This is a genomic window from Actinomycetospora chlora (assembly GCF_039542135.1).
Classification (GTDB): Bacteria; Actinomycetota; Actinomycetes; order Mycobacteriales; family Pseudonocardiaceae; genus Actinomycetospora; species Actinomycetospora chlora.
Map to the genome: position 1 here is coordinate 26,862 of NZ_BAABHO010000002.1, position 22,801 is coordinate 49,662.

The window sequence follows — 22,801 nt, forward strand, 5'->3', positions numbered from 1 at the left end:
CCGCGCTCCTAGCGCCCGTGCTCGGTGTTGCGGGTGTCGATGACCTGGGTGGGCTCGTCGTTCGCCCCGTCGAGGACGTCCTCGGCCAGGCCCTGCCCGCCGAGCTTCTTCTCCCGCCGCGCCTTGATCATCTCGATGGCGATCGGGATGAGGGAGAGCGCGACGACGAGGATGAGCATCGCCTCGATGTTGTTCTTGACGATGTCGAACTGGCCCAGCCCGGCGCCCAGCAGCGTCACCCCGGCCGCCCAGGCGATGCCGCCGATCGCCGAGAAGACCAGGAAGCGCTTGGCGTCCATGCGCCCGACCCCGGCCATCACGGTGATGAACGTGCGCACGATGGGCACGAAGCGGCCCAGGACGATCGCGCGGTTGCCGTATTTGTCGAAGAACTTCTGCGTCCGCTCGACGTTCTCGCGCTTGAACAGCTTCGAGTTCGGGCGGTCGAAGATCGCCGGCCCGGCCTTGAGCCCGACGTAGTAGCCCACGGCGTTGCCGGCGATCGCGCACACCACCAGCAGGACGCACACCAGCCACAGCGGTGTGCCGATGAGCCCGGTGACGGTGGCGAGCCCCGTGATGAACAGCAGGGAGTCGCCGGGCAGGAAGAACCCGATGAGCAGGCCGCACTCGGCGAAGATGATCAGGCAGACGCCCGCGAGGGCCCAGGGCCCCAGCGACTGGATGATGTACTGCGGGTCCAGCCACTCGGGGCCGAGGGCCTGGACCGTCGTCGTGGCTGCGGCGAGCGTGGGCGGCACGCCTCTGAACCGTACGCGGCGCGCCTGAGCTGCCGGTGTGGGGTCGGCGAGAGCCCCCGGACGGGTCGGGTGTGCTCAGCCGGGTAGGCCGAGCGTGCCCACCGCGGCGAGGGCGCCGGCGACCGCGCCCGCGAGCAGTGCCACCCCCGACCACCAGGCGATGCGCGCGCCCGTCCACGGCCGCGGGCCGTCGCCCGGGGCGGGCGGGGGCGCGGTCCGGGACGCCCCCGTGCCGCCCGTGGCGGGCCGCGGGTGGGGGACGTGGGGCGCGCCGGGCCGCGCGACCGGCCCGGTGGGCGGCACGGGACGGGCGGGCGGACGCGGGCCGGCCTGCGGCCACGGTCGCTCCGGGGTGCCGGGCCCGGGCGCGGGACGCGGCCCGGGACGCGGCGGTGCGGCCGGTCCGCGTCCGGTGGGGGTGTAGGGCGAGCCGGGTCCCGGCGGACCGGCGGTCCGGAGGGGCCCCGGCGCGGGCCCCGGGCGCGGGTCGGGCCGTGGGGTGGTCTCCGTGATGCCCTCCGGGGCCTCGGCGGTCTCGGCGGTGTCGCCCTTCTTGCCGCGGCCGAGCGGGCGGAAGCGGTCGCGGAGCCGGGAGCCCGTCGGGGCCGCCTCGGCGCCGGAGCCGGGGTCGGCCGGGCCGGACGCGGGTGGACGTTCGCCCTCCTCGGACGGGGTCCCGCCCGGGACGGACACGCCGCCCGCGGCGTGGGCGCGCAGCGCCTCGGCCAGCAGCCGTTCGTCGTCCATCCCGCGCGATGCTAGCGGCGGGCGCGGCGCGACCCCAGGGTCCGTCCGGTGTCCGACGGCGGGCCGGGGGGCGACGGTGCGTGAGCGGTCAGCCGCCGACGAGCTTGCCGATGGCCTCGAGGCCCCGGCTCGCCGTCGACTTCACCGTGCCGCGGCTGATGCCCGTGGCCTCGGCGATCTCGGCCTCCGACAGGCCGCCGTAGTAGCGCAGCACCAGCACCTCGCGCTGGCGACGCGGCAGCTTGCTCAGGGCCGACACGACCGCCTGGTGCTCCGCGGAGAGCATGGCCAGCGACTCGGCGGACCGGGCGTCGGCGGTGTGCGGCGGTGTGTACTCGCGGGCCGTGCGCCGGCGCCGCAGCACCGAGCGCGACCCGTTGACCACCGCCGTGCGCAGGTAGCCCAGGGCGGCGTGCTCGTCGCGCAGGCGCCCCCAGTGCCGGTGCAGGCCGGTGAACGCCTCCTGGACGACGTCCTCGGCCGTGGCCGGGTCGTCCACGAGGAGCACGGCGAGCCGGACGAACCGCATGCGGTGCTCGCGGTAGAGGTCCTCGAGCGTGCGGGGCGCCTCGTCGTGCTGCGTGGCGACGGGCGCGGGAGGCGCCTGACCAGGGAAGACGTTCGGCCGCGGCGGCACCGGTGGGGCCGACGGGTGCGCCACCGCCGCGTCGGCCGGGGCGACCGCGTCGATGGCCCGCAGGCTGCCCAGCGTGCGCTCGACCGCGCTCTCCCCGGCATGACCCACGACACCGACGATAGCCCGTCACGACATGTGGTCCCGGTCGGGACGAGGCGCTGCGGCTCCCTGAACGACGGTTCACCCGAGTGGCCCAGGCCACCACGCGGGGAGCACGACGACGCAGCGGGGTGCCGGGGAGCTGCGTCATACTGCGCCGCAACCCGCCGCCCGCACCCCGCGGTGACCGGCCGTGTCGAGGAGCTCCTGGGAGGCACGACGATGCCCATCGCCACCCCCGAGATCTACAACGAGATGCTGGACCGGGCGAAGGAGAACCGTTTCGCCTTCCCGGCCATCAACTGCACGTCCTCCGAGACGATCAACGCGGCGCTGCGCGGCTTCGCCGAGGCGGAGAGCGACGGCATCATCCAGTTCTCCACCGGGGGCGCCGAGTTCGGCTCGGGCCAGTCGGTGAAGGACATGGTCACCGGTGCGAGCGCGCTGGCCGAGTTCGCGCACGTCGTGGCGGCGAAGTACTCGGTCAACGTCGCGCTGCACACCGACCACTGCCCGAAGGACAAGCTCGACAGCTACGTGCGCCCGCTGATCGCGATCAGCCAGGAGCGCGTGGACCGCGGGCAGAACCCGCTGTTCCAGTCGCACATGTGGGACGGCTCGGCGGTGGAGCTCACCGAGAACCTCGAGATCGCCCAGGAGCTGCTCGCGGAGGCCGGCAAGGCCAAGATCATCCTCGAGGTGGAGATCGGCGTCGTGGGCGGCGAGGAGGACGGGATCTCCGCCGACATCGACGAGAAGCTCTACACGGCGCCCGGCGACTACGAGCGCACGGTGCAGTCGCTCGGCGGTGGCGAGAAGGGCCGCTACCTGCTGGCCGCCACGTTCGGCAACGTCCACGGCGTCTACAAGCCGGGCAACGTCAAGCTGCGCCCCGACGTGCTCAAGAAGGGCCAGGAGGTCGCGGCCAAGGAGCTCGGCCTGCCCGAGGGCTCGAAGCCGTTCGACCTCGTGTTCCACGGCGGGTCGGGCTCCCTGCTCGAGGAGATCCACGAGGCGCTCGACTACGGCGTCGTCAAGATGAACGTCGACACCGACACGCAGTACGCCTACACCCGCCCGATCGCGGCGCACATGTTCGAGAACTACGACGGCGTGCTGAAGATCGACGGCGAGGTGGGGGACAAGAAGGCCTACGACCCGCGCAGCTACGGCAAGAAGGCCGAGGTCGCCATGGCCGAGCGGGTGGCGACGGCGTGCGAGAACCTGCGCTCCACCGGCCAGTCGCTGGGGAAGTAGCGCCCGGGACAATGGGCGCATGACCATCCCGACCGGACCCGGCGCGGGGCACGGGCACAACCTGCTCGGACCGCAGCCGACCTACCTCCCGGAGACGCCCGAGCCGGCGCGGCGGCTGGAGAACGGCGAGGACCCCGTCGCGGTCGTCGCCGACCACCCGACCTACTCCGCCGGGTGGGCGGCACTGGCCGAGCGGGCCGAGGCGGCCGGCGAGCACGTCGCCGCCTACGCCTACGCCCGCACCGGGTACCACCGTGGCCTCGACCAGCTGCGCCGCCACGGCTGGAAGGGCTTCGGCCCGGTGCCGTGGGACCACGAACCCAACCAGGGCTTCCTGCGCGCCGTGGCCGCCCTCGCGAAGGCCGCCCGCGCGATCGGCGAGACCGACGAGGTCGACCGCTGCGTGCAGCTGCTCGAGGACTCCGACCCGAAGGCCGTCGAGGCCCTCGGCCTGGCCTGACGCGGGCGCCGGCCGTGGCCGCCGGGGATCGCCTGCGCGGGATCGCGCGCAGCCGCGCCCGGCGGCTGCGCGACTCCGGCCTGCCGATCCTGCAGTGCGCGCTCGCCGCCGGGCTGGCGTTCCTCGTGGCCCGCGACGTCGTCGGCCACCCCCTGCCGTTCTTCGCGCCGATCGCCTGCGTGCTCGTGCTGGGCGTCTCGGTGGTCAACCGGCTGCGGCGCTCGGTCGAGCTGGCGGTCGGCGTCAGCGTCGGCGTGGCCGTCGGTGACCTCATCGTCGTGGTCATCGGGCCGGGCTGGTGGCAGATCAGCGTCGTGGTGGGGCTGGCGCTGCTCGCCGCCCTGCTGTTCGACGTCGGCGCGCTGCTGCTCAACCAGGCCGCGGTGTCGGCGGTGCTGGTGGCGACCCTCCAGCCGCCCGGCACCACGGCCGCGTTCTCGCGGTGGATCGACACCCTGATCGGCGCGGCGATCGGGCTCGCCACGGCGGCGACGCTGCCGTCCCACCCGCTGACCCGGGCCCGGCGCGGGCTGTCGGCGCTGCTCACCGAGCTCGAAGCGGTGCTGACCGGCACGGCCGACGCCCTCGAGACCGGCGACGCCGAGGCCGCCGAGCAGGTCCTGACGCGGGCCCGGGACACCCAGGGCCGCGTCGACGCGCTCACCGACGCCGTCGACGCCGGCTTCGAGATCACCGTGATCGCGCCCCTGCGCCGTCGCCACCGCGGCGAGCTCGGCCGCCTCCGTGCTGTGGTGCCCGCGGTCGACCTGGCGCTGCGCAACGCCCGCGTCCTCGCCCGCCGCGCCCACGCGGTGGTGCGCGACGGCGAGCGGCCCGACCCGGAGCTGGTGGCGGTGCTGCGACGGCTGGGGAGCGACGTGGCGGAGCTGCGCACCGAGCTCACGCGCGGCGAGTCGACCGACGGCGCCCGCAGCGCCCTGATCGACACGGCCGGGACCGTGCCGCTGCACGGCGGGGGCTACTCCGCGGACGTGGTGACCGCGCAGATCCGGTCGATGCTGGTGGACCTGCTCGTCGCCGCCGGGACCGACCGCGACGAGGCGGTGGCCGTCACGTCGAGCACGCGGCGCGACGGGTGAGGGTCAGGACGCGCGGGGCAGCTGCACGGTGACGGGGTCGTCGTCGGCACGGTCGGGGGCGGCGTCCTCGTCCTCGGCGTCCTCGGCGTCCTCGGCGTCGTCGCCGTGGACCAGCGCGAGGGCCGGCACGGCGGGCTCGGCGGGCTCGGCCGCGGGGACCGGGCGGCGGCTGCGGACCTGGGGACGCGGGGCGACGGCCCGGGCCTCGAACCGCTCGAGCAGGCACGCCACGGCCATCAGCACGATCGGGACCAGGACCACCACCGCCACCATGTCCGTGGCATACCCCGGGTCGCCGGACCCATGCGTGATCCGCGACAGGTGGGCACGGACGGTCGTCGACCGGTAGCGGGGCGTGGTCGGACGGCCCCTCGACCGGCGGGTTACCCGTTCGTCGTGCCGCAGGGGCGGATCACGGGGCGCGCACCAGCAACCAGTCCGCGGTGTGCCGGTACCAGCTGCGGCGCGGCACCGGCCGCTCGCCGGGCACGCCGTCGCGGGTGATCACCACCGGGGGCCGGCAGCCGAGCTGCGCGGCGCGGCCCGACCGCGTCGTCACCGGGCCCGCCCGCAGGCCGCCGAGGCGACGGGGACCCGTGGCCGTGACGGTCACCCCGCCCTCCGGGTCGGGGGCCACGGCGAGACGGGCGACGTCGCCCTGGACGACACGGTGCTCGTCGACGTAGACCTCGCCGTGCAGGGGCCCGGTCTCGTGGCGGCCGACGACGAGCCCGCCGTGGTCGTCGCGCAGGAGCGGGACCGGCCGGGCGACGCCGTCACGGGCGAGGGCCAGGGCGGCCTCGCGGTCGGTGGGCAGACCCCACACGACGGCCGCCGGCGACCAGGGCGCGGGCAGCAGGGCCAGCTCGATCCCGAGGCGTTCGCGGCGCAGCAGGCGCACGAGCAGCGCGGCGACCGCGGCGTCGTCGCCGGCGACCGCGAGGCGGCCGCCGTCGGGCACCTCGTCGAGCAGGGGGTCGAGGTCGTCGCGGGTCGGGACGGCCGGTAGCTCGGTCACCGCGTCGCCGGTCAGCGGCGCCCAGTGCGCCCGTGCGGTGTCCCCGCAGGTCACCACCCGCACCGTGGCCCCCGGGAGGACGAGTGGGCGCACACGCGTGGACTACCCTTCCGTTGCACGGGGCGACCCGCACTCCCGTGCGCGTATCGGAGTCGAACGGCAGGGAGTGTCACATGCCGGCCATCGTGCTCATCGGCGCCCAGTGGGGCGACGAGGGCAAGGGCAAGGCCACCGACATCCTCGGTGAGCAGGTCCAGTGGGTCGTGCGCTACCAGGGCGGCAACAACGCGGGGCACACGGTGGTGCTCCCCGACGGCCAGAACTTCGCGCTGCACCTCATCCCGTCGGGGATCCTGACGCCGGGTGTCACCAACGTGATCGGCAACGGCGTGGTGGTCGACCCGGGGGTGCTGCTGGAGGAGCTCGCCGGCCTCGAGGCCAAGGGCGTCGACACGGCCAAGTTGTTGATCTCCGCGGACGCGCACGTGATCATGCCGTACCACGTGGCCATCGACAAGGTGACCGAGCGCTTCCTGGGCAAGGCCCGCATCGGCACCACCGGCCGCGGCATCGGCCCGGCCTACCAGGACAAGATCGCCCGCGTCGGCGTGCGGATGCAGGACCTGCTCGACGAGAAGCTGCTGCGCGAGAAGGTCGAGGCGGCGCTCGAGCTGAAGAACCAGGTCCTCGTCAAGATCTACAACCGGCGGGCGCTCGACGTCGACGAGGTCGCCGACACGGTGCTCGGCCACGCCGAGGGCTTCGCCCACCGCATCGCCGACACCCGCCTCGCGCTGCACCGGGCCCTCGAGCGCGACGAGACCGTGCTGCTCGAGGGCTCGCAGGGCACGCTGCTCGACGTCGACCACGGCACCTACCCGTACGTGACGTCCTCGAGTCCCACCGCCGGGGGCGCCGCCGCCGGCTCCGGCATCGGGCCGACGCGGATCAGCCGGGTCATCGGGATCCTCAAGGCGTACACGACGCGCGTCGGGTCGGGGCCGTTCCCGACCGAGCTGTTCGACGCCGACGGGGAGTACCTGCGCAAGGCCGGCGGCGAGTTCGGCGTCACCACCGGGCGCAGCCGCCGCTGCGGGTGGTTCGACGCCGTGATCGCCCGCTACGCGGTGCGCGTCAACGGCATCACCGACCTGTTCCTCACCAAGCTCGACGTGCTCTCCGGCCTGGAGAACGTGCCGCTGTGCGTCGGCTACGAGATCGACGGCAGGCGCGTCGACGAGATGCCGATGACGCAGTCGGAGGTCGTCTCCGCGACGCCGGTGTACGAGACGATGCCGGGTTGGTTCGAGGACATCTCGGCCGCGCGGAGCTTCGCCGATCTGCCGGCGAAGGCCCGCGACTACGTCGAGCGGATCGAGGAGCTGTCCGGGGCGCCGGTGTCGGCGATCGGCGTGGGCCCCGGGCGGGACGAGACCGTCGTGCGCTCGTGAGCAACTAGACTCGATCGGGTGGGCGCCTGCGAACACCTCCTCAGCATCGGTACCGCCGGGACCGCCACCGACCCGGCACCCAGTGCCGTCGCCCGCGACGGCGAGACCCTGATCTGCCCGGACTGCACGGCCGCGGGCTACACGGCCTGGGCGCACCTGCGGATGTGCCTGGAGTGCGGGCACGTCGCGTGCTGCGACTCGAGCCCCTACCGGCACGCGTCGAAGCACCACGAGGACACCGGCCACCCCGTCATGCGCTCGCACGAGCCCGACGAGACGTGGCGCTGGTGCTACGTCGACCGCCGGCTGGCGCCCTGATCAGGGGTCGTCGTCAGGGGTCGTCGTCAGGGGCGGACGGCCGCCAGCGCCGTGTCGGCGTTGTCGCTGAACACGGCGTCGACACCCAGTCCGACGTGCTGGGCGTACTCGGCGAAGGCGTCGCCGTAGGTGTCGGCGGGCGAGCCCGGCGCGCCGCGGCGCAGGTTCGCCGGCAGGAACTCGTTCTCGTTGCGGAACGTGTAGGGCATGACGCGCAGGCCCACGGCGTGGGCGTCGGCGACCAGCGTCGTGGGCGGCCCGGCGACCTCGGCCGGGTCGAGCGGGACGATGCGCTCCTTGGACGGGCCGATCCAGGTCGCGTAGCCGGCGATGTCGCGCAGCCCCGCCGGGGTGACCAGGGCGTCGAACGTGCGCGGGTCGCCGGCGGCGACGAGGTCGGCCGGCGCCACGCCCGCCGAGTCGACGAGCTGCAGCAGCGGGCAGCCGACCTGGCCCTCGAGGTCGCGCAGGTTGCGGGTCTCGAACGACTGGATGATCACACCCGAGTCGGCGCGGTCGCGTCCGCGTCGCCGCAGGACGTCCACCAGCACGGGCTCGACGGGCAGGCCGAGGCTCGCGAAGTAGGTGGAGTGCTTGACCTCGGGGAGCACGCCGACGGGTCGGCGCAGCTCGGCGGCGAGGCGGTCGAGCAGGTCGAGGACCTCGTCGAACGTCAGCACCGGGTAGCGGCCGTCGTAGAGCGTGTTGTGGGGTCGGGTCTGCGGGATCCGCTCCTTCGCCCGCAGCGTCCGGATTTCCGCGAGGGTGAAGTCGGTGGTGAACCAGCCCTCGGTCGGGGCGCCGTCGATGACCTTGGTCGTCCGGCGCGACGCGAACTCCGGGTGGTCCGCGACGTCGGTCGTGCCGCCGATCTCGGGCTCGTGGCGCGCGACGAGGAAACCGTCGCGGGTGGGACAGAGGTCGACGTCGACCGCGGCGGCGCCCATGCGGATCGCGAGCTCGTAGCTCGCCGACGTGTGCTCGGGGCGGTAGCCCGACGCGCCGCGGTGCCCGACGACCATGACCCCCGGCGGCTGCCCGGGGACCGGGCCGGGGCTCTGCGGAGCGGGCGAGGAGGCCTCCGTCGGGGCCGGGCCGGCCGGGGAGGGCGAACTCCCGACGGGGGTGTCGGCACAGCCCGCGGCCAGCGCTCCCGCCGCGGCCAGCCCGCCCCACAGCGCCGAGCGACGCGACAACGATCCGGGGGTGATCATCGTCCGGGATCGTCCCGGGCACGCGCCGAGATCGCCACCCCCGGCCCGTGAACAAGCGTCGTTGTCAGCGTGGCGTCCACGCTGACACTCATCGTCAGGAAAGCCCCCACGTCGATCCCCAGGGGCGGCCCGTAGCGTGGCGGCCGTGCGCGTCCTGGTCATCGGCTCCGGAGCCCGCGAACACGCCCTGCTGCTCGCCCTCGCCGGCGACCCGCAGGTCACCGCCCTGGCCGCCGCGCCGGGCAACGCGGGGACGGCGGCACTCGCCGAGCACCCGGGCCTGGCCGACCCGACGTCCTCGGAGCAGGTGGTCGGCCTCGCCCGGTCCTGGCGCGCCGACCTCGTCGTCGTCGGCCCCGAAGCCCCCCTCGTCGCGGGCGTGGGCGACGCGTTGCGCGACGCCGGCATCCCGTGCTTCGGCCCGAGCCGGGCGGCGGCGCGGATCGAGGGGTCGAAGGCATTCGCCAAGGACGTCATGGCGGCCGCGGACGTGCCCACCGCGCGCAGCGAGGTCGTCGACAACCCCGGCGACCTCGATGCCGCGCTCGCCCGCTTCTCCGCGCCGTGGGTCGTCAAGGACGACGGGCTGGCCGCGGGCAAGGGCGTGCTCGTGACCTCCGACGGCGAGGCGGCCCGCCGCCACGCGGCCTCCGTGCTCGAGGGCGGGCACCCGGTGCTGCTCGAGTCGTTCCTCGACGGGCCGGAGGCGTCGCTGTTCTGCGTCGTCGACGGCACCACGGTCGTGCCGCTGCTCCCGGCCCAGGACTTCAAGCGCCTCGGCGACGACGACGCCGGGCCCAACACCGGCGGCATGGGCGCCTACGCGCCGCTGCCGTGGGCGCCCGAGGGGCTGGTCGACGAGATCGTCGACCGCATCGTCACGCCCGTCGTCACGGAGCTCGCCGAGCGCGGCACGCCGTTCTCCGGGCTGCTCTACGCCGGGCTCGCGCTGACGTCGTCGGGGCCGCAGGTGATCGAGTTCAACTGCCGCTTCGGCGACCCCGAGACCCAGGTCGTCCTCGCGCTCCTGCGCAGCTCGGCCGCGTCGCTGCTCCTGGCCGCGGCCACCGGGCGCCTCGCCGACGAACCGGCCCCCACGTGGTCGGACGGCGCGGCCGTCACCGTCGTCGTCGCGGCCGAGGGCTACCCGGGCTCGGTGCGGACCGGCGACGTCCTGCGCGGCAGCGACGGCCACGGCGTCCTGCACGCCGGCACCCGGCGGCGCGACGACGGGGCCGTCGTGTCGAGCGGCGGGCGCGTGCTCTCGGTGGTCGGCACGGGCGGGGATCTCGAGGCGGCCCGCCGGGACGCCTACGAGCGGCTCGCGACGGTGCACCTGCCCGGCGGCCACCACCGCACCGACATCGCCCGCGAGGCCGCGGCCGGCCACGTCGCGATGCCGGTGCGCGCCTGACTTTCGCGGAACGGCACCTCCGCCGCCGCGCACCGACCTACCCTCGCCGGCATGCCCGACCTCGACCTCGGCCCGGCCGCCCTCGAGCAGGTGCGGGCGGGCGTGGCCGGTGAGGCACGGCGGGTGCCCGCGATGGCCGACCAGCTCGCCGTCCCGCGCGCCGGGCTCGGCGACCTCGCGTCGGCCGGGGCGGTGCTCGGCGCGCTCGACGAGGTCGTGCGCGCCCTCGACGGCGAGCTCGGTGCGGCCGGTGCCCGTCTCGACGGGCTCGACCGCGCGCTCGACGCGGCCCTCACCGCGATCCGCACGCGTGACCGCGACGGCGCGGCCGCGCTGACCGCGGCCTGACCCGTGGCCGTCCCGGACGCCGTCGGCGCGCTCGCCGCCGAGCCCGGAGGGCGGGAGCTCGGCGAGCTCCTCGCCCGCGTCCAGCGGATCGACCCCGACGTGTTGCACGGCCTGGGGCGGCGGCTCGGGGCGATGACCGACGGCCTCGATGGTTCCCTGCGGGCGGTCGCCCGGCACGGCACCGAGGTACGCGGCGCGTGGCAGGGGCGCAGTGCGGATGCGCTGACCGGCTACCTCGATGACTTCGGACGCGCGGGCGCGCAGACCCTCGGTGCCGCCGGCCGGATGCGCGCCCGGATCGACGACGCCGGGCGGGAGCTCGCGGGCCAGCGCGGCGAGGTCGACGCCCTCGCGTCGCGCGCGCTCGACGCCGCCCGCCGCGCCCGGGCCGAGGCGCTCGCCGACCCGGCCCGCGCGCCGATGGCCGAGCAGCTCGCCGCGGCCGCCATGGCGGAGCCGACCGCCGCCGCACGGTCCGCCGTCGCGCGCGCCGAGACCTCGATGAGCGACGCCGCCGGCGCTCTGCGCGAGCTCGCCGGCGGGGCGTCTGCCTTCTCACGCCTGCCGACGCCGGACACGCGGCCGATCGCGGGGTGGAGCGCCGTCGCGGCGGCACCCGGGGCCTCGATCGCGACGGTCCCGGCGTCGGACGGCTCCGGCGCGCGGGGCATCGACCTCGACGGCGGGGGTTCGTCGGGCGACTTCACCGACCTGTCCTCGCTCGACGGTTCCGGTGACACCTCGTCGGTGGAGTCGGGCTCCTCGGGCGACGACTGCTCCGGCGGAGAGGGAGGGGACGATGCCTCGGCCTCCGACACCTCGGGCTGCGACACCTCGGCCGGCAGCCAGTCCGGTGCGTCGGAGACCGGCGCCGCTGGTGGCGCCGACTCCACCGACTCCACCGACTCCACCGACTCCACCGACTCCACCGACTCCGCGGACTCGGGTGGTGACGCGGGCGACTCGGGGTCCGACGCCCACGGCGAGGGAGGTTCGGCGTCGGACACGGACCCGGACGGCGGCTCGGGGTCGGACGGCGGCGCGGGCTCCGACGGCGGCGCGGGCTCCGACGACTCGGCGGACTCGGCGGACTCGGCGGACTCGGCGGACTCGGCGGACTCGGACTCGGCGGGCACGAACTCGGGCGCTGACGTCGACTCCGACGAGGACGCGGACCCGGGCGGTGGGGCGGACTCGGGCGGTGACGCGGACTCCGGCGGCGAGGACGCGTCCGACGAGGCCGACGACCAGGAGGGCGGGGCCGACGACCAGGAGGACGGGGCCGACGACCAGGAGGACGGGGCCGACGACCAGGAGGACGGGGCCGTGACCAGCGCATCGACCGACGACCGTGCCGCCGGAGAGGGGAGCGCGACGCCGACGGGCGGGCCGCAGGGCCAGGTCGGCGACTGGATCCGCCAGGCGCTGACGGTGCTGCAGACCGATGGCGTGCCGATGGACAAGATGGACCCCGACGACATCGCGACGATCATCGAGCACGAGTCCGGCGGCGACCCCGAGGCGATCAACAACTCGGACTCCAACGCCGCCAAGGGCACGCCGTCCCAGGGCCTGATGCAGACGATCGGCCCGACGTTCGACGCCTACAAGCTCGCCGGCCACGGCGAGATCACCGACCCGGTCGACAACATCATCGCGGGGGTCCGCTACGCCATCGACCGCTACGGCTCGGTGTCGGAGGTGCCGGGGGTCGAGGCGGTCGCGCGGGGCGACTCGTACGTCGGGTACTAGGTCGCCGGCGCGGCCCACTCGTCGACGTGCTCCCGGACGAAGTCGGCGAACGACCGCGGCGGGTGGCCGGTGAGGTCGGCGACGGCGGTCGTGACCCGGTCAGCGTCGCCCTTCCCCACCCCGATCTCGGCGCCGGCCAGCGTGTCCGCGAACGAGGCCGGGACGCCGAGCTCCCGGAAGTGCGCGGCCACCTCGTCCACGTCGACGTCGACCACGCGCACCGGCCGTCCGGTCCCGGCGGCGATCACCTCGGCCGCGTCCGCGTAGCTCAGCGCCTCCGGACCGGTCAGCACCTGGTCACCGTCGACCTCCCGCGCGGGATCGCCGAGCACCGCGGCCGCCGCGGCGGCGACGTCGCGGACGTCGATCCAGCCGAGGCGACCGGACCCGGCGGAGGTCCGGATCTCGCCACGGTCCCGGATGCTCAGCGCCGTCGGGTGCGGGCGCAGGAAGTTCTGCATGAACCCGGACGGGCGCAGCACGACGCCGCCCGGCCGGCGGCGGACCTCGTCCTCGAGCTCGAGGCGGCCCGGCGCGTCCGGGAACTCGACGGCCGACCCGAGCAGGACCACGCGCCGTACCCCGGCCCGCTCGGCCTCGGCGAGGAACGGGCCGACCACCGGCAGCGGGTCGATCGCCGACGGGGGCGGCACCAGGTAGACCCGGTCCGTCCCGTGCAGCGCGGGCGCGTACGTCGTGGCGTCGTCCCAGTCGAACCGGACCGCGTCGGGCCCGCCCGACGCCGGATGGCGGCTACCCACCCGCACCACCACGTCGCGGCGGCGCAAGAGGTCGGCCAGGGCGCCGCCGGTCTTGCCGGTGCCGCCCGTGACGAGCACGCCGCTCACCGGAACGCCTCAGACTTCGACGAGCATCGAACCATGGAACAGGACGCTACGGTGGACTTCGACGCACGTCAAAGTCCGAGGAGGGGGTCGATGACGCGGACGCTGCCGGAGCCGGCGGCGGAGGACCTGGACATGACCGCAATCCTCGGCGCGCTCGTCGACCCGGCCCGCCGCGCGATCATGCGGGCGATGTACCGGGGACCGGAGCCCTTCGACTGCAGCGCGAGCACCTGGTGCGAGACCCTCGGCATCACGGCCCCGACCGTCTCGCACCACTTCCGCACCCTCCGCGAGGCCGGGCTGACACGCACCGTCGTGGAGGGTCGGACCCGCACCGTGGCGGCCCGGCGCGAGGACGTCGAGCGACGCTTCCCCGGTCTCCTCCAGGCGGTCCTCGGTCCGGAGGAGGACGTGTCAGGGTGACGGGGTGACGACTCTGGCGCGCCTGGGCCCGGCGACCCGGGCGATGGTCCCCCCGTTCCACGTGATGGACGTCTGGGCGGCGGCGGGGGAGCGGGCACGGACGCACGGCGACCTCGTCAACCTCTCGGCCGGGCAGCCGTCGACGCCCGCGCCGGTCGCCGTCCGGGAGGCGGCCAGGCGCGCCCTCGACGAGCAGGTCCTCGGCTACTCGAGCTCGTTGGGCACCCCCGAGCTGCGCGAGGCCATCGCCGCCCACCACCGTGCCCGCTACGGCGACGACGCGGTGCGCGCCGAGGACGTCGTCGTCACCACGGGCGGGTCGGGCGGGTTCCTGCTCGCGTTCCTCGCCGCGTTCGACGTGGGCGACACCGTCGTGCTGGCCCGTCCGGGCTACCCCTGCTACCGCAACATCCTGGCCGCGCTCGGCTGCGACGTCGTCGAGCTGCCCTGCGGCGAGGAGACCCGCTTCCAGCCCACGGTGGCGATGCTCGAGGCGCTCGACCGGCCGCCGAAGGGCGTCGTCGTCGCGAGCCCGGCCAACCCGACCGGCAGCGTCATCGAGCCCGACGAGCTCGCGCGGCTGGCGCGCTGGTGCGACGAGCAGGGCGTCCAGCTGATCAGCGACGAGATCTACCACGGCATCGAGTACGGGGGCGCGCCGCCGACCGCGAGCGCGTGGAGCACCTCGCACGAGGCGGTCGTCGTCACCTCGTTCTCCAAGTACTGGTCGATGACGGGCTGGCGGCTGGGCTGGCTGCTCGTGCCCGAACGGCTGCGCCGGGCCGTCGACGTCGTCGCCGGCAACTTCACCGTCTGCCCGCCGGTGCCGCCGCAGTACGCGGCGCTGGCCGCGTTCGGCGACGCGTCGATCGCGGAGGCGGAGGGCCACGTCGAGCGCTACGCGGTCAACCGGCGCCTGCTGCTCGACGGGCTCCCGCAGATCGGGCTGACGCGCCTGGCCCCCGCCGACGGCGCGTTCTACGTCTACGCCGACGTCGCGCACCTGACCGACGACACCCTCGCGTTCGGCCGGCGCATCCTCGACGAGACGGGCGTCGCCGTGGCCCCGGGCGTCGACTTCGACCCCGTCGACGGCCACACGTGGATCCGGTTGTCGTTCGCGGGGGCCACCGAGGACGTCCAGGAGGGGCTCGATCGTCTCGGGCGCTGGTTCCCGACGCTCTAGGCACCTACTCTCCGTGCCCGTGGAGACCGACGACGAGCCACGCCTGGAGGCCTGGGAGCGCCGCACCGACTACCCACTGACGGCGCTGGCGGTGCTCTACCTCGCGGTCTACGCCGTCCAGGTGCTCGCGACGCGCCCGGGCCAGGCCTGGTGGTGGTGGCTGGACGCGGGGCTGTGGGCGGTGTGGGCGGTCTTCGTCGTCGACTACCTCGTCCGGCTCGCCCTGGCCAGGCGCACGTGGCGGTTCGTCTACCGGCACCCGCTGGACCTGCTCATCGTCGCGGCGCCGTTCTTCCGCTTCCTGCGCCTGCTGCGGCTGGTGGCGGCGATCTCGACGCTCGGACGGGTGCTGCGCGACGACTTCCGCGGGCGGGTCGGCAGCTACCTGATCGTCTCGGTGTCGCTGCTGAGCATTGTCGCCGCGTTGGGCGTCTACGAGGCCGAGCGGGACGCGCCGGAGGCGTCGATCCTGACGTTCGGCGACTCGCTGTGGTGGGTGCTGACGACGATCACGACCGTCGGCTACGGCGACCTCTCGCCCGTGACCACGGAGGGCCGCCTCGTCGCGGCCGGGCTGATGCTCGCGGGCATCGCCGTGCTCGGCACCGTGACCGCGGCGATCGCGACGTGGTTCCTCGAGCAGGTCGGGGCCCACGACGCGTCCGAGGCGGTGTCCGGGCCGGAGGTCGACCACGACCGCGCCCGGCACGACGAGCTGCTCGCCGAGCTGCGCCACCTGCGGAGCCGGTTGGACACCCTCGAGTCCGAGCGTCGGTCGTCGGAGCCCGCACCCGGCTGATTCTCCGGCGTGTCGCGCACCGAGGATGTGGCGATCCTGGCGCTCGGTGCCAGCAATGCCGCGTTGCTCGCAGCGGCCTAGCTCGGGACGGGGAGGGCGGCGGCGCGGTCGAGCGTGGTCTCGATCATCATGTCGTCGACGTCGCGGTGGGTCACGAACCGCACGCCCGGGCCGAACGGCACGGCCGCGACGCCGGCGTCGGCGAGCGCGGACACCAGCGCAGTCGGTTCGGCCGTCGGCACCAGGATGATGTTGGTGTCCGGCGTGCGCACCGGCCAGCCCAGCGCCTGCAGGCCCTCGGCCAGGCGGATCGCGCGGCGGTGGTCGTCGAGGAGGTCCTTGCGCTGGTCGAGGGCCACGAGCCCCGCCGCACCGAGCACGCCGCCCTGGCGGATGCCACCGCCGAGCATCTTGCGCAGCCGCCACGCCTCGGCGACGAACGCCGCCGACCCGGCCACCACCGAGCCCACCGGCGCGCCCAGGCCCTTGGACAGGCACACGCTCACGGTGTCGGCCCCGGCGGCGAGCTCGGACACCGGGACGTCGAGGGCCGCCGCCGCGTGCCAGATCCGGGCGCCGTCGAGGTGCACGGCCAGCCCGGCGTCGTGCGCAGCGGCGACGAGGGCGCGGTGCTCGCCGGCCGGTGTCACCGCGCCGCCCGCGCCGTTGTGGGTGTTCTCCAGGCAGAGCAGCCGGGTGCGCAGCCCGAAGTAGGGCCCGGCGGTGCCGGCCGCCCGCGTCACCGCCGCGGGGGTGGGGCGGCCGGGACCGCCGTCGTGCTCCAGGGGGGCGGGCAGCCCGCCCGCGAGCCATGCGGACGTGCCCAGCTCCGCCTCGAGCACGTGCGCGCCGACGGGGGCGAGGAACCTGTCACCGCGTGTCAGGTGGTGCATGAGGGCGATGGCGTTGGCCATGCAGCCGGTCGGCGTCCAGAGTGCCGCCTCGACGCCGAGCAGGTCGGCCACGCGGTCCTGCAGCGCGGCGAGCGTCGGGTCGCCGTCGAGGACGTCGTCGCCCACCTCGGCGCCGGCCATGGCCTCGCGCATCGCCGCCGAGGGCCGCGTGACGGTGTCGGAGCGCAGGTCGATGCGGGGCACGTGAGGGGAACGGGTCGTCATGACGACCCATTCCGCTCACGAGGCGGAGCCATCACCGCGGGAGCTTCACCACCGAGACGAAGAAGTCGTCGATCTGCCCGATGACCTGGATGAACCGCTCGAAGTCGACCGGCTTCGCGACGTAGGCGTTGGCGTGGAGGTTGTAGCTGCGCAGGATGTCCTCCTCGGCCTGCGACGTGGTCAGCACGACCACGGGGATGCTGCGCAGCGACTCGTCGTTCTTGATCTCCTCGAGCACCTCCCGCCCGTCCTTCCGGGGCAGGTTGAGGTCGAGCAGGATCAGGCCCGGCCGCGGCGCGTCGGCGAACTCGCCCTCGCGGCGCAGGAACGCCAGCGCCTCGACGCCGTCGGACACCACGTGCAGCTGGTTGCGCAGCTTGTGGTGCTCGAAGGCCTCCTGCGTCATGAGCACGTCGCCGGCGTCGTCCTCGACGAGCAGGACGTCGATCTCGGTGATCGGGTCGGTCACGGTGCGGTCTCCTCGCTGGGGCCCTCGGGCTCGGGCTGGACGGGCAGTGCCGGCAGGGCCACCACGAAGGTGGTGCCCGAGGTGGCCGTCGTGTCCAGCCACATCGTGCCGCCGTGGTGCTCGACGATCTTGCGGCACATCGCCAGCCCGATCCCGGTGCCGGGATAGGTGTTGCGGGCGTGCAGGCGCTGGAAGATGACGAAGATCCGTTCGGCGTACTCGGGCTCGATCCCGATGCCGTTGTCGCGGAAGCGCAGCAGCCACCGCGCCGGGTCCCCGGGATCGCGCTCGGCCTCGACGCGCACCCGCGGGGCCTCGTCACCGCGGAACTTCAGGGAGTTGCCGAGCAGGTTCTGGAACACCGTCGTCAGCAGCGCGGGCGAGCCCATCACCCTGGGCAGGTCGCCGTGGGTGACGGTGCCGCCGCTCTCCTCGAGCGCCCCCGCGACGTTCTGGGTGGCCCGGTCGACGAGGTCGCCGAGGTCCACCTCCTCGGGCGGGTCGTTCTGGCGCCCGACCCGCGAGAACGAGAGCAGGTCGTTGATCAGCACCTGCATGCGCTTGGCGCCGTCGGTGGCGAACTCGATGTACTGGTCGGCGCGCTCGTCGAGCTGGCCCGCGTACCGGCGCTGGAGCAGCTGGCAGAAGCTCGTCACCTTGCGCAGGGGCTCCTGCAGGTCGTGCGAGGCGACGTAGGCGAACTGCTCGAGGTCGGAGTTCGACCGGGCCAGCTCCTGGCGGGCCCGTTCGGTGTCGGCGAGCTCACGCACGATGAGCACGCGCATGGCCTCGACGTCCTCGGCGAGCTCGCTGATCTCGCGCGGGCCGGAGGCGGAGACGCGGTGCTCCAGGTCGCCGTCGGCCACCTCGCGGACCTCGCGGGCCAGCTGGTGGGCGGGCGCCACGACGACGCGGCGCAGCCAGACGAGCAGCCCGGCGACCGCGAGCCCGAGCACCACCACGAGCACGACGCCGACGACCCAGAGCATCTGCGCGGCGCCGTCGAGGGCGTCGCGGGCCGCGTCCCGCTGGTTCAGGAGCCGGGTGCGCTGGGCGTCGAGCGCGGTGCGGACCTCGTCGAACGCGGGCTTGCCCACCTCGGCGGGCGGCGCCGGGGCGCCCGCCGCCACGGCCGCCACGGTGGGGTCGGCGTAGAGCGCCCGCCAGCGCGCGGTGGCCGACTCCACGGCCGCGACGTCGGCCAGCGCCGCGGGCTGGTCGGCCTCCAGCGCGCGCAGCCCCGCGATCAGCCGTGCCTCGTCGGCGCGGCCGCGCTCGTAGGGGACGAGGAAGTCCGGGGTGCGGGCCATCGCGTAGCCGCGGATGCCGGTCTCCTGGTCGACGGTGGCCGCGTCGAGCTGCTGCGCGGTGAGCAGCGCCGGGTCGAGCCGGTCGACCAGCTCGACGCGCCGGTCGCCCAGCTGCGTCAGCCCGACCACGCCGACGACGGCGGCCGCCGCGAGCAGCACCGCGAGCACCGTCCCGGTGACGACCAGGATGCGCAGCAGTGACCAGCGGGCCAGACCCTCGCGACGCCGCCGGCGCGGCCGGGGGACCCGCTCGTCCCGGCGCGGCGCCGGGGACGGGTCCTCCGGGGCGTGCAGGGCGGGGTCGGTGGCCGGGGCCGTCACCGGTCGGACACCAGCAGCACGGCGGCCACGTCGTCGATCCGCGCCGTCGACAGCGCCCGCACCTGCTCCATCACGGCGTCCAGCATCGCTCCCGGGTCGTCCCGCCAGGGCAGCGGGCCCGCGGTGATGTCCCGCAGCAGCGCCTGCAGGCCGTCGGTCCACAGCACGTCACCGGACTCCTGGCGGCCCTCGATCAGCCCGTCGGTGTAGAGCAGCAGCGCCCACTTCGGCGGCAGCTCCAGCTCCAGCGGCGCCCAGCGCTGCCCGCTGCCGACGCCCAGCGGGAGCCCGAGGCGCTCGGTGGAGAGCAGGTGGGTGTCCTCGCCCTCGCCGACCAGCGCGGGCGGCGGGTGCCCGGCCAGCCGCAGGGTCAGGCGCGTCCGCGTGGGGTCGACGGTCGCGGCGGCCAGCGTGGTGAACAGCGTCGGGTGGTTCCGCTCGCTGACCAGCAGCTCGTGCATGGTCGGCAGCACGCGGTCCGGGTCGATCCCGCTGAGCACCAGCGTGCGCCACGCGATGCGCAGGCTGACCCCGAGCGCCGCCTCGTCCGGGCCGTGGCCGCAGACGTCGCCGATCACCGCGTGCAGCGTGCCGTCGTGGCCCTCGACGACGTCGTAGAAGTCGCCGCCGAGCAGTGTCTGCTCGGTGCCCGGCTCGTAGCGGGCGAGGATCCGGACCTCGGGGTCCTCGAGCAGCGGCGAGGGCAGCAGGCCGCGCTCGAGGCGGGCGTTCTCGTCGGCCCGCAGCTGGGCGTCGCGCAGGGCCCGGCGCACCCGGTCGGTGCGGCGGCGCTCGACCGCGTAGCGCACCGCCCGCGCGAGCGACGGGCCGTCGACCGCGTCCTTGACCAGGTAGTCCTGCGCGCCGACGCCCACCGCGTCGGCGCCCAGCTGCTCGTCGCGCCGCCCGGTCAGCACGAGCACGGCGGGCCCGTCGACGTGGAGCAGGCGCCGCAGGCCGTCGAAGTCGTGCGCGTCGGGCAGGGCGAGGTCGAGCAGCACGCAGTCCGGGGTCTCGCCGTCGCCGGTCGCGAGCGACGCCTCGGCCTCGGCCAGGGAGTGCGCGCGGGACAGGTCGACGGCGAGGTCGGTGTCGGCGAAGTGCTCGGTGACGAGGAGGGCGTCCGCGTCGTCGTCCTCGACCAGCAGCACCCGCAGCGGGGCGGACGCGTCGGCGCCGACGGCCTCGACCGGGTCCATGCGTCCACCTCCCCCTGCCCGACGGGTTCTGTCGACCGTAGTGGTGCCCGGTACCCGGTCCGGGCGGCGGAGCACGCTCCTGCGCCGATCGTGCCCGTACGCTCGGCCACGTGAGTGTCCCAACGGTCCCGAACGTGCTCGCCGCCCGGTACGCCTCGCCGGAGCTGACCGCGCTGTGGTCGCCGGAGCGCAAGGTCGCGCTGGAGCGCGAGCTGTGGATCGCCGTGCTCACCGCGCAGCGCGAGCTCGGGGTCGACGTGCCCGACGGCGTCCTCGAGGACTACCGCGCCGTGGTCGACCGGGTGGACCTCGCGTCGATCGCCGAGCGCGAGCGGGTGACGCGCCACGACGTCAAGGCGCGCATCGAGGAGTTCGACGCGCTGGCCGGCCACCAGCACGCCCACAAGGGCATGACCAGCCGCGACCTCACCGAGAACGTCGAGCAGCTGCAGATCCGGGAGTCGCTGCGCCACGTCGCCGACCGGACGGTCGCGGTGCTCGCGCGCCTGGCCCGGCGCGCGGGCGAGTACGGCGAGCTCGTCATGGCCGGCCGCAGCCACAACGTCGCTGCCCAGGCCACGACGCTGGGGAAGCGGTTCGCGACGGCGGCCGACGAGGTGCTGGTGGCCCACCGGCGGGTCACCGAGCTCATCGACCGCTACCCCCTGCGCGGGATCAAGGGCCCGGTCGGCACCGCGCAGGACATGCTGGGCCTGCTCGGCGGTGACGAGGCGAAGCTCGCCGAGCTCGAGAGCCGCGTCGCCGCGCACCTGGGCTTCACCGAGGTGCTCACCAGCGTCGGGCAGGTCTACCCCCGCTCCCTGGACCACGACGTGCTCTCCGCGCTCGTCGAGCTCGCCGCCGGGCCCTCGTCGCTGGCCACCACGATCCGGCTCATGGCCGGCCAGGAGCTGGTCACCGAGGGCTTCCGGCCCGGTCAGGTCGGCTCCAGCGCGATGCCCCACAAGATGAACACCCGCTCCTGCGAGCGCGTCAACGGCCTGGCCGTCGTGCTGCGGGGCAACGCGGCGATGGTCGCCGAGCTCGCCGGCGCGCAGTGGAACGAGGGCGACGTCTCCGACTCGGTGGTGCGCCGCGTCGCGCTGCCCGACGCGTTCTTCGCCATCGACGGGCTGCTCGAGACGATCCTGACCGTGCTCGACGAGTTCGGCGCCTACCCGGCGGTGATCGCCCGCGAGCTCGACCGCTACCTGCCGTTCCTCGCGACGACGGCGGTGCTCATGGCCGCCGTGCGCGCCGGCGTCGGCCGCGAGACCGGGCACGAGATCATCTCCGAGCACGCCCGGGCCGTCGCCCTGGACATGCGGGAGAAGGGTGCCGAGGGCAACGACCTGCTCGCCCGGCTCGGGGGCGACGCCCGCCTGGGCCTCTCGGCCGCCGACCTCGACGCCGCCGTCGGCGACCCGCACGCCTTCGTCGGCGCGGCCGGCGCCCAGATCGCCGAGGTCACGCGGAAGGTGGACGCGCTCGTCGCGGCGCGGCCCGACGCGGCGGCGTACACGCCGTCCCCGATCCTCTAGCCTGCGCGCCCGTGGTCGCCCTCAGCGCTTACCGGCACCTGGCCTCCGGCAAGGTCCGGGACCTCTACGAGGTCGACGACGAGACGCTGCTGCTCGTCGCGTCCGACCGGATCTCGGCGTTCGACCACGTGCTCTCGACGCCGATCCCGGACAAGGGCCGGGTGCTCACGGCGATGAGCGTGTTCTGGTTCGAGCTGCTCGGCGGGCCGGACGTCGCGACGCCGCCGATCGCGCACCACCTGGTCGCGGCGCGCGACGAGCGCATCCCCGAGGAGGTCCGCGGGCGGGCGCTGCTCGTGCGCCGCCTCGAGATGATCCCCGTCGAGTGCGTGGCCCGCGGCTACCTGGCGGGGTCGGGCACCGCCGACTACCGCCGCGACGGCGCGGTGTGCGGCGTCCCGCTGCCCGACGGGCTCACCGAGGCCAGCATGCTGCCGACCCCGATCTTCACCCCGGCCACGAAGGCCGCCCTCGGCGAGCACGACGAGAACGTCAGCTTCGAGCACGTCGTGGACCTGGTCGGCGCCGACCTGGCCGGCGCCCTGCGGGACCAGACCCTCGCCGTCTACGCCCGCGGGTCGGCCTACGCCGCCTCGCGCGGCCTGATCCTCGCCGACACCAAGCTCGAGTTCGGGCTCCTGCCGGACGGGACGCTCGTGCTGGGCGACGAGGTGCTCACCCCGGACTCGTCGCGCTTCTGGCCGGCCGAGGGCTACGCGCCGGGCGCGGTCCAGCCGAGCTTCGACAAGCAGTTCGTGCGCGAGTGGCTGACCTCGCCGGCGTCGGGCTGGGACCGGCACTCGGGCGAGGCGCCGCCGCCGCTGCCCGACGACGTGATCACGGCCACGCGCGAGCGGTACGTGGAGGCCTACACGCGACTGACCGGGCGGGACTGGCCGCCGGCCTTCTAGGGGCTGACCTGCGACGACGGTCCCGCGCGGGGTCGTCGCCGAGCCGAGCGCGACTGTTCATCCCCCCGTCGCACGGGCGGCACCTGCGCCTGGCCCCATG

General features: G+C 75.0%; 24 protein-coding genes. 13 read left to right on the forward strand and 11 right to left on the reverse strand.

The genetic code is table 11. From position 1 onward, the window contains the following. Positions 1–8 precede the first annotated feature (8 nt). From ABD994_RS01175 to ABD994_RS01185, 3 genes are all read right to left on the reverse strand, one after another. On the reverse strand, positions 9–761 hold the full coding sequence (locus tag ABD994_RS01175) for a DedA family protein (RefSeq protein ID WP_345410481.1): 753 nt from the start codon (positions 759–761) through the stop codon (positions 9–11). Between the two features lie 75 nt (positions 762–836). Next, the gene (locus tag ABD994_RS01180; protein ID WP_345410483.1) at positions 837–1,508 is read right to left on the reverse strand and encodes a hypothetical protein; all 672 of its coding nucleotides are present in this window, start codon (positions 1,506–1,508) and stop codon (positions 837–839) included. 88 nt (positions 1,509–1,596) lie between these two features. Further along, positions 1,597–2,253 carry a SigE family RNA polymerase sigma factor gene (locus ABD994_RS01185; protein WP_345410485.1) on the reverse strand — a complete coding sequence of 219 codons (657 nt, stop codon included), beginning with the start codon at positions 2,251–2,253 and terminating at the stop codon, positions 1,597–1,599. Positions 2,254–2,466: 213 nt separating this feature from the next. Between ABD994_RS01185 and fbaA the strand changes: the two genes are divergently transcribed. Genes fbaA through ABD994_RS01200 form a run of 3 tightly spaced genes read left to right on the forward strand, consistent with a single transcriptional unit; the run spans position 2,467 to position 5,061 of the window. Then, the gene (gene fbaA / locus ABD994_RS01190) at positions 2,467–3,501 is read left to right on the forward strand and encodes a class II fructose-bisphosphate aldolase (protein ID WP_345410487.1); all 1,035 of its coding nucleotides are present in this window, start codon (positions 2,467–2,469) and stop codon (positions 3,499–3,501) included. 19 nt (positions 3,502–3,520) lie between these two features. Next, entirely contained in the window at positions 3,521–3,961 is a 441-nt protein-coding gene (locus ABD994_RS01195; RefSeq protein ID WP_345410489.1) for a DUF3151 domain-containing protein, read from the forward strand. A 14-nt stretch (positions 3,962–3,975) separates the two neighbouring features. Next, positions 3,976–5,061: an FUSC family protein gene (locus ABD994_RS01200; RefSeq protein WP_345410491.1), complete on the forward strand. Its 1,086-nt coding sequence runs from the start codon at positions 3,976–3,978 to the stop codon at positions 5,059–5,061. Positions 5,062–5,064: 3 nt separating this feature from the next. On the opposite strand, the gene ABD994_RS01205 is transcribed toward ABD994_RS01200, so the two are convergent. Both ABD994_RS01205 and ABD994_RS01210 read right to left on the reverse strand, forming a co-directional pair. Then, a complete protein-coding gene (locus tag ABD994_RS01205) occupies positions 5,065–5,334 on the reverse strand; it encodes a hypothetical protein (RefSeq protein WP_345410493.1) in 270 nt (89 codons plus the stop codon). Positions 5,335–5,473: 139 nt separating this feature from the next. Further along, the gene (locus ABD994_RS01210; protein WP_345410496.1) at positions 5,474–6,133 is read right to left on the reverse strand and encodes a hypothetical protein; all 660 of its coding nucleotides are present in this window, start codon (positions 6,131–6,133) and stop codon (positions 5,474–5,476) included. Between the two features lie 119 nt (positions 6,134–6,252). On the opposite strand from ABD994_RS01210, the gene ABD994_RS01215 reads away from it, so the two are divergent. Together ABD994_RS01215 and ABD994_RS01220 are read left to right on the forward strand one after the other, a co-directional pair. After that, positions 6,253–7,530 (forward strand): adenylosuccinate synthase, encoded by a 1,278-nt coding sequence (locus tag ABD994_RS01215; RefSeq protein WP_345410498.1) that lies wholly within the window; start codon positions 6,253–6,255, stop codon positions 7,528–7,530. Positions 7,531–7,548: 18 nt separating this feature from the next. Next, positions 7,549–7,848, forward strand: coding sequence for a UBP-type zinc finger domain-containing protein (locus ABD994_RS01220; RefSeq protein WP_345410500.1), 300 nt, complete (start codon positions 7,549–7,551; stop codon positions 7,846–7,848). A gap of 26 nt (positions 7,849–7,874) precedes the next feature. Here ABD994_RS01220 and ABD994_RS01225 read toward each other — a convergent pair whose 3' ends face one another. Further along, complete coding sequence (locus tag ABD994_RS01225) at positions 7,875–9,062, reverse strand: glycerophosphodiester phosphodiesterase (RefSeq protein WP_425549999.1); 1,188 nt, start codon at positions 9,060–9,062, stop codon at positions 7,875–7,877. Positions 9,063–9,207: 145 nt separating this feature from the next. Between ABD994_RS01225 and purD the strand changes: the two genes are divergently transcribed. The 3 genes from purD to ABD994_RS01240 are packed head-to-tail and all read left to right on the forward strand — an operon-like array spanning position 9,208 to position 12,576. Continuing rightward, the gene (purD, locus tag ABD994_RS01230) at positions 9,208–10,476 is read left to right on the forward strand and encodes a phosphoribosylamine--glycine ligase (RefSeq protein WP_345410501.1); all 1,269 of its coding nucleotides are present in this window, start codon (positions 9,208–9,210) and stop codon (positions 10,474–10,476) included. Between the two features lie 51 nt (positions 10,477–10,527). Then, positions 10,528–10,824, forward strand: coding sequence for a hypothetical protein (locus ABD994_RS01235; RefSeq protein ID WP_345410502.1), 297 nt, complete (start codon positions 10,528–10,530; stop codon positions 10,822–10,824). Between the two features lie 3 nt (positions 10,825–10,827). Further along, positions 10,828–12,576: a transglycosylase SLT domain-containing protein gene (locus ABD994_RS01240; protein WP_345410504.1), complete on the forward strand. Its 1,749-nt coding sequence runs from the start codon at positions 10,828–10,830 to the stop codon at positions 12,574–12,576. On the opposite strand, the gene ABD994_RS01245 is transcribed toward ABD994_RS01240, so the two are convergent. Beyond that, positions 12,573–13,424, reverse strand: coding sequence for an NAD(P)H-binding protein (locus tag ABD994_RS01245; protein ID WP_345410506.1), 852 nt, complete (start codon positions 13,422–13,424; stop codon positions 12,573–12,575). The two genes, ABD994_RS01240 and ABD994_RS01245, sit on opposite strands and share 4 nt — an antisense overlap. Positions 13,425–13,514: 90 nt before the next feature. Here ABD994_RS01245 and ABD994_RS01250 point away from each other — a divergent pair, with 90 nt between their 5' ends. From ABD994_RS01250 to ABD994_RS01260, 3 genes are read left to right on the forward strand one after another with little or no spacing between them, the layout of a single operon-like run. After that, complete coding sequence (locus ABD994_RS01250) at positions 13,515–13,847, forward strand: ArsR/SmtB family transcription factor (RefSeq protein WP_345410508.1); 333 nt, start codon at positions 13,515–13,517, stop codon at positions 13,845–13,847. A gap of 43 nt (positions 13,848–13,890) precedes the next feature. Then, the gene (locus ABD994_RS01255) at positions 13,891–15,033 is read left to right on the forward strand and encodes a pyridoxal phosphate-dependent aminotransferase (RefSeq protein WP_425550003.1); all 1,143 of its coding nucleotides are present in this window, start codon (positions 13,891–13,893) and stop codon (positions 15,031–15,033) included. Positions 15,034–15,052: 19 nt separating this feature from the next. Beyond that, positions 15,053–15,832: a potassium channel family protein gene (locus tag ABD994_RS01260; protein ID WP_345410512.1), complete on the forward strand. Its 780-nt coding sequence runs from the start codon at positions 15,053–15,055 to the stop codon at positions 15,830–15,832. A 77-nt stretch (positions 15,833–15,909) separates the two neighbouring features. Here ABD994_RS01260 and ABD994_RS01265 read toward each other — a convergent pair whose 3' ends face one another. The 4 genes from ABD994_RS01265 to ABD994_RS01280 are packed head-to-tail and all read right to left on the reverse strand — an operon-like array spanning position 15,910 to position 20,249. Continuing rightward, positions 15,910–16,950 (reverse strand): threonine aldolase family protein, encoded by a 1,041-nt coding sequence (locus ABD994_RS01265; protein WP_345410514.1) that lies wholly within the window; start codon positions 16,948–16,950, stop codon positions 15,910–15,912. Positions 16,951–16,981: 31 nt separating this feature from the next. Then, positions 16,982–17,419 (reverse strand): response regulator, encoded by a 438-nt coding sequence (locus tag ABD994_RS01270; protein ID WP_345410516.1) that lies wholly within the window; start codon positions 17,417–17,419, stop codon positions 16,982–16,984. Then, entirely contained in the window at positions 17,416–19,050 is a 1,635-nt protein-coding gene (locus ABD994_RS01275) for a sensor histidine kinase (protein ID WP_345410518.1), read from the reverse strand. The genes ABD994_RS01270 and ABD994_RS01275 overlap by 4 nt, the downstream gene beginning before the upstream one ends. Then, positions 19,047–20,249 (reverse strand): PP2C family protein-serine/threonine phosphatase, encoded by a 1,203-nt coding sequence (locus ABD994_RS01280; protein ID WP_345410520.1) that lies wholly within the window; start codon positions 20,247–20,249, stop codon positions 19,047–19,049. The genes ABD994_RS01275 and ABD994_RS01280 overlap by 4 nt, the downstream gene beginning before the upstream one ends. Before the next feature lie 110 nt (positions 20,250–20,359). Between ABD994_RS01280 and purB the strand changes: the two genes are divergently transcribed. Next, positions 20,360–21,790 (forward strand): adenylosuccinate lyase, encoded by a 1,431-nt coding sequence (gene purB, locus ABD994_RS01285; protein WP_345410522.1) that lies wholly within the window; start codon positions 20,360–20,362, stop codon positions 21,788–21,790. A gap of 11 nt (positions 21,791–21,801) precedes the next feature. Beyond that, complete coding sequence (locus ABD994_RS01290) at positions 21,802–22,701, forward strand: phosphoribosylaminoimidazolesuccinocarboxamide synthase (protein ID WP_345410524.1); 900 nt, start codon at positions 21,802–21,804, stop codon at positions 22,699–22,701. Positions 22,702–22,801: the final 100 nt, after the last annotated feature.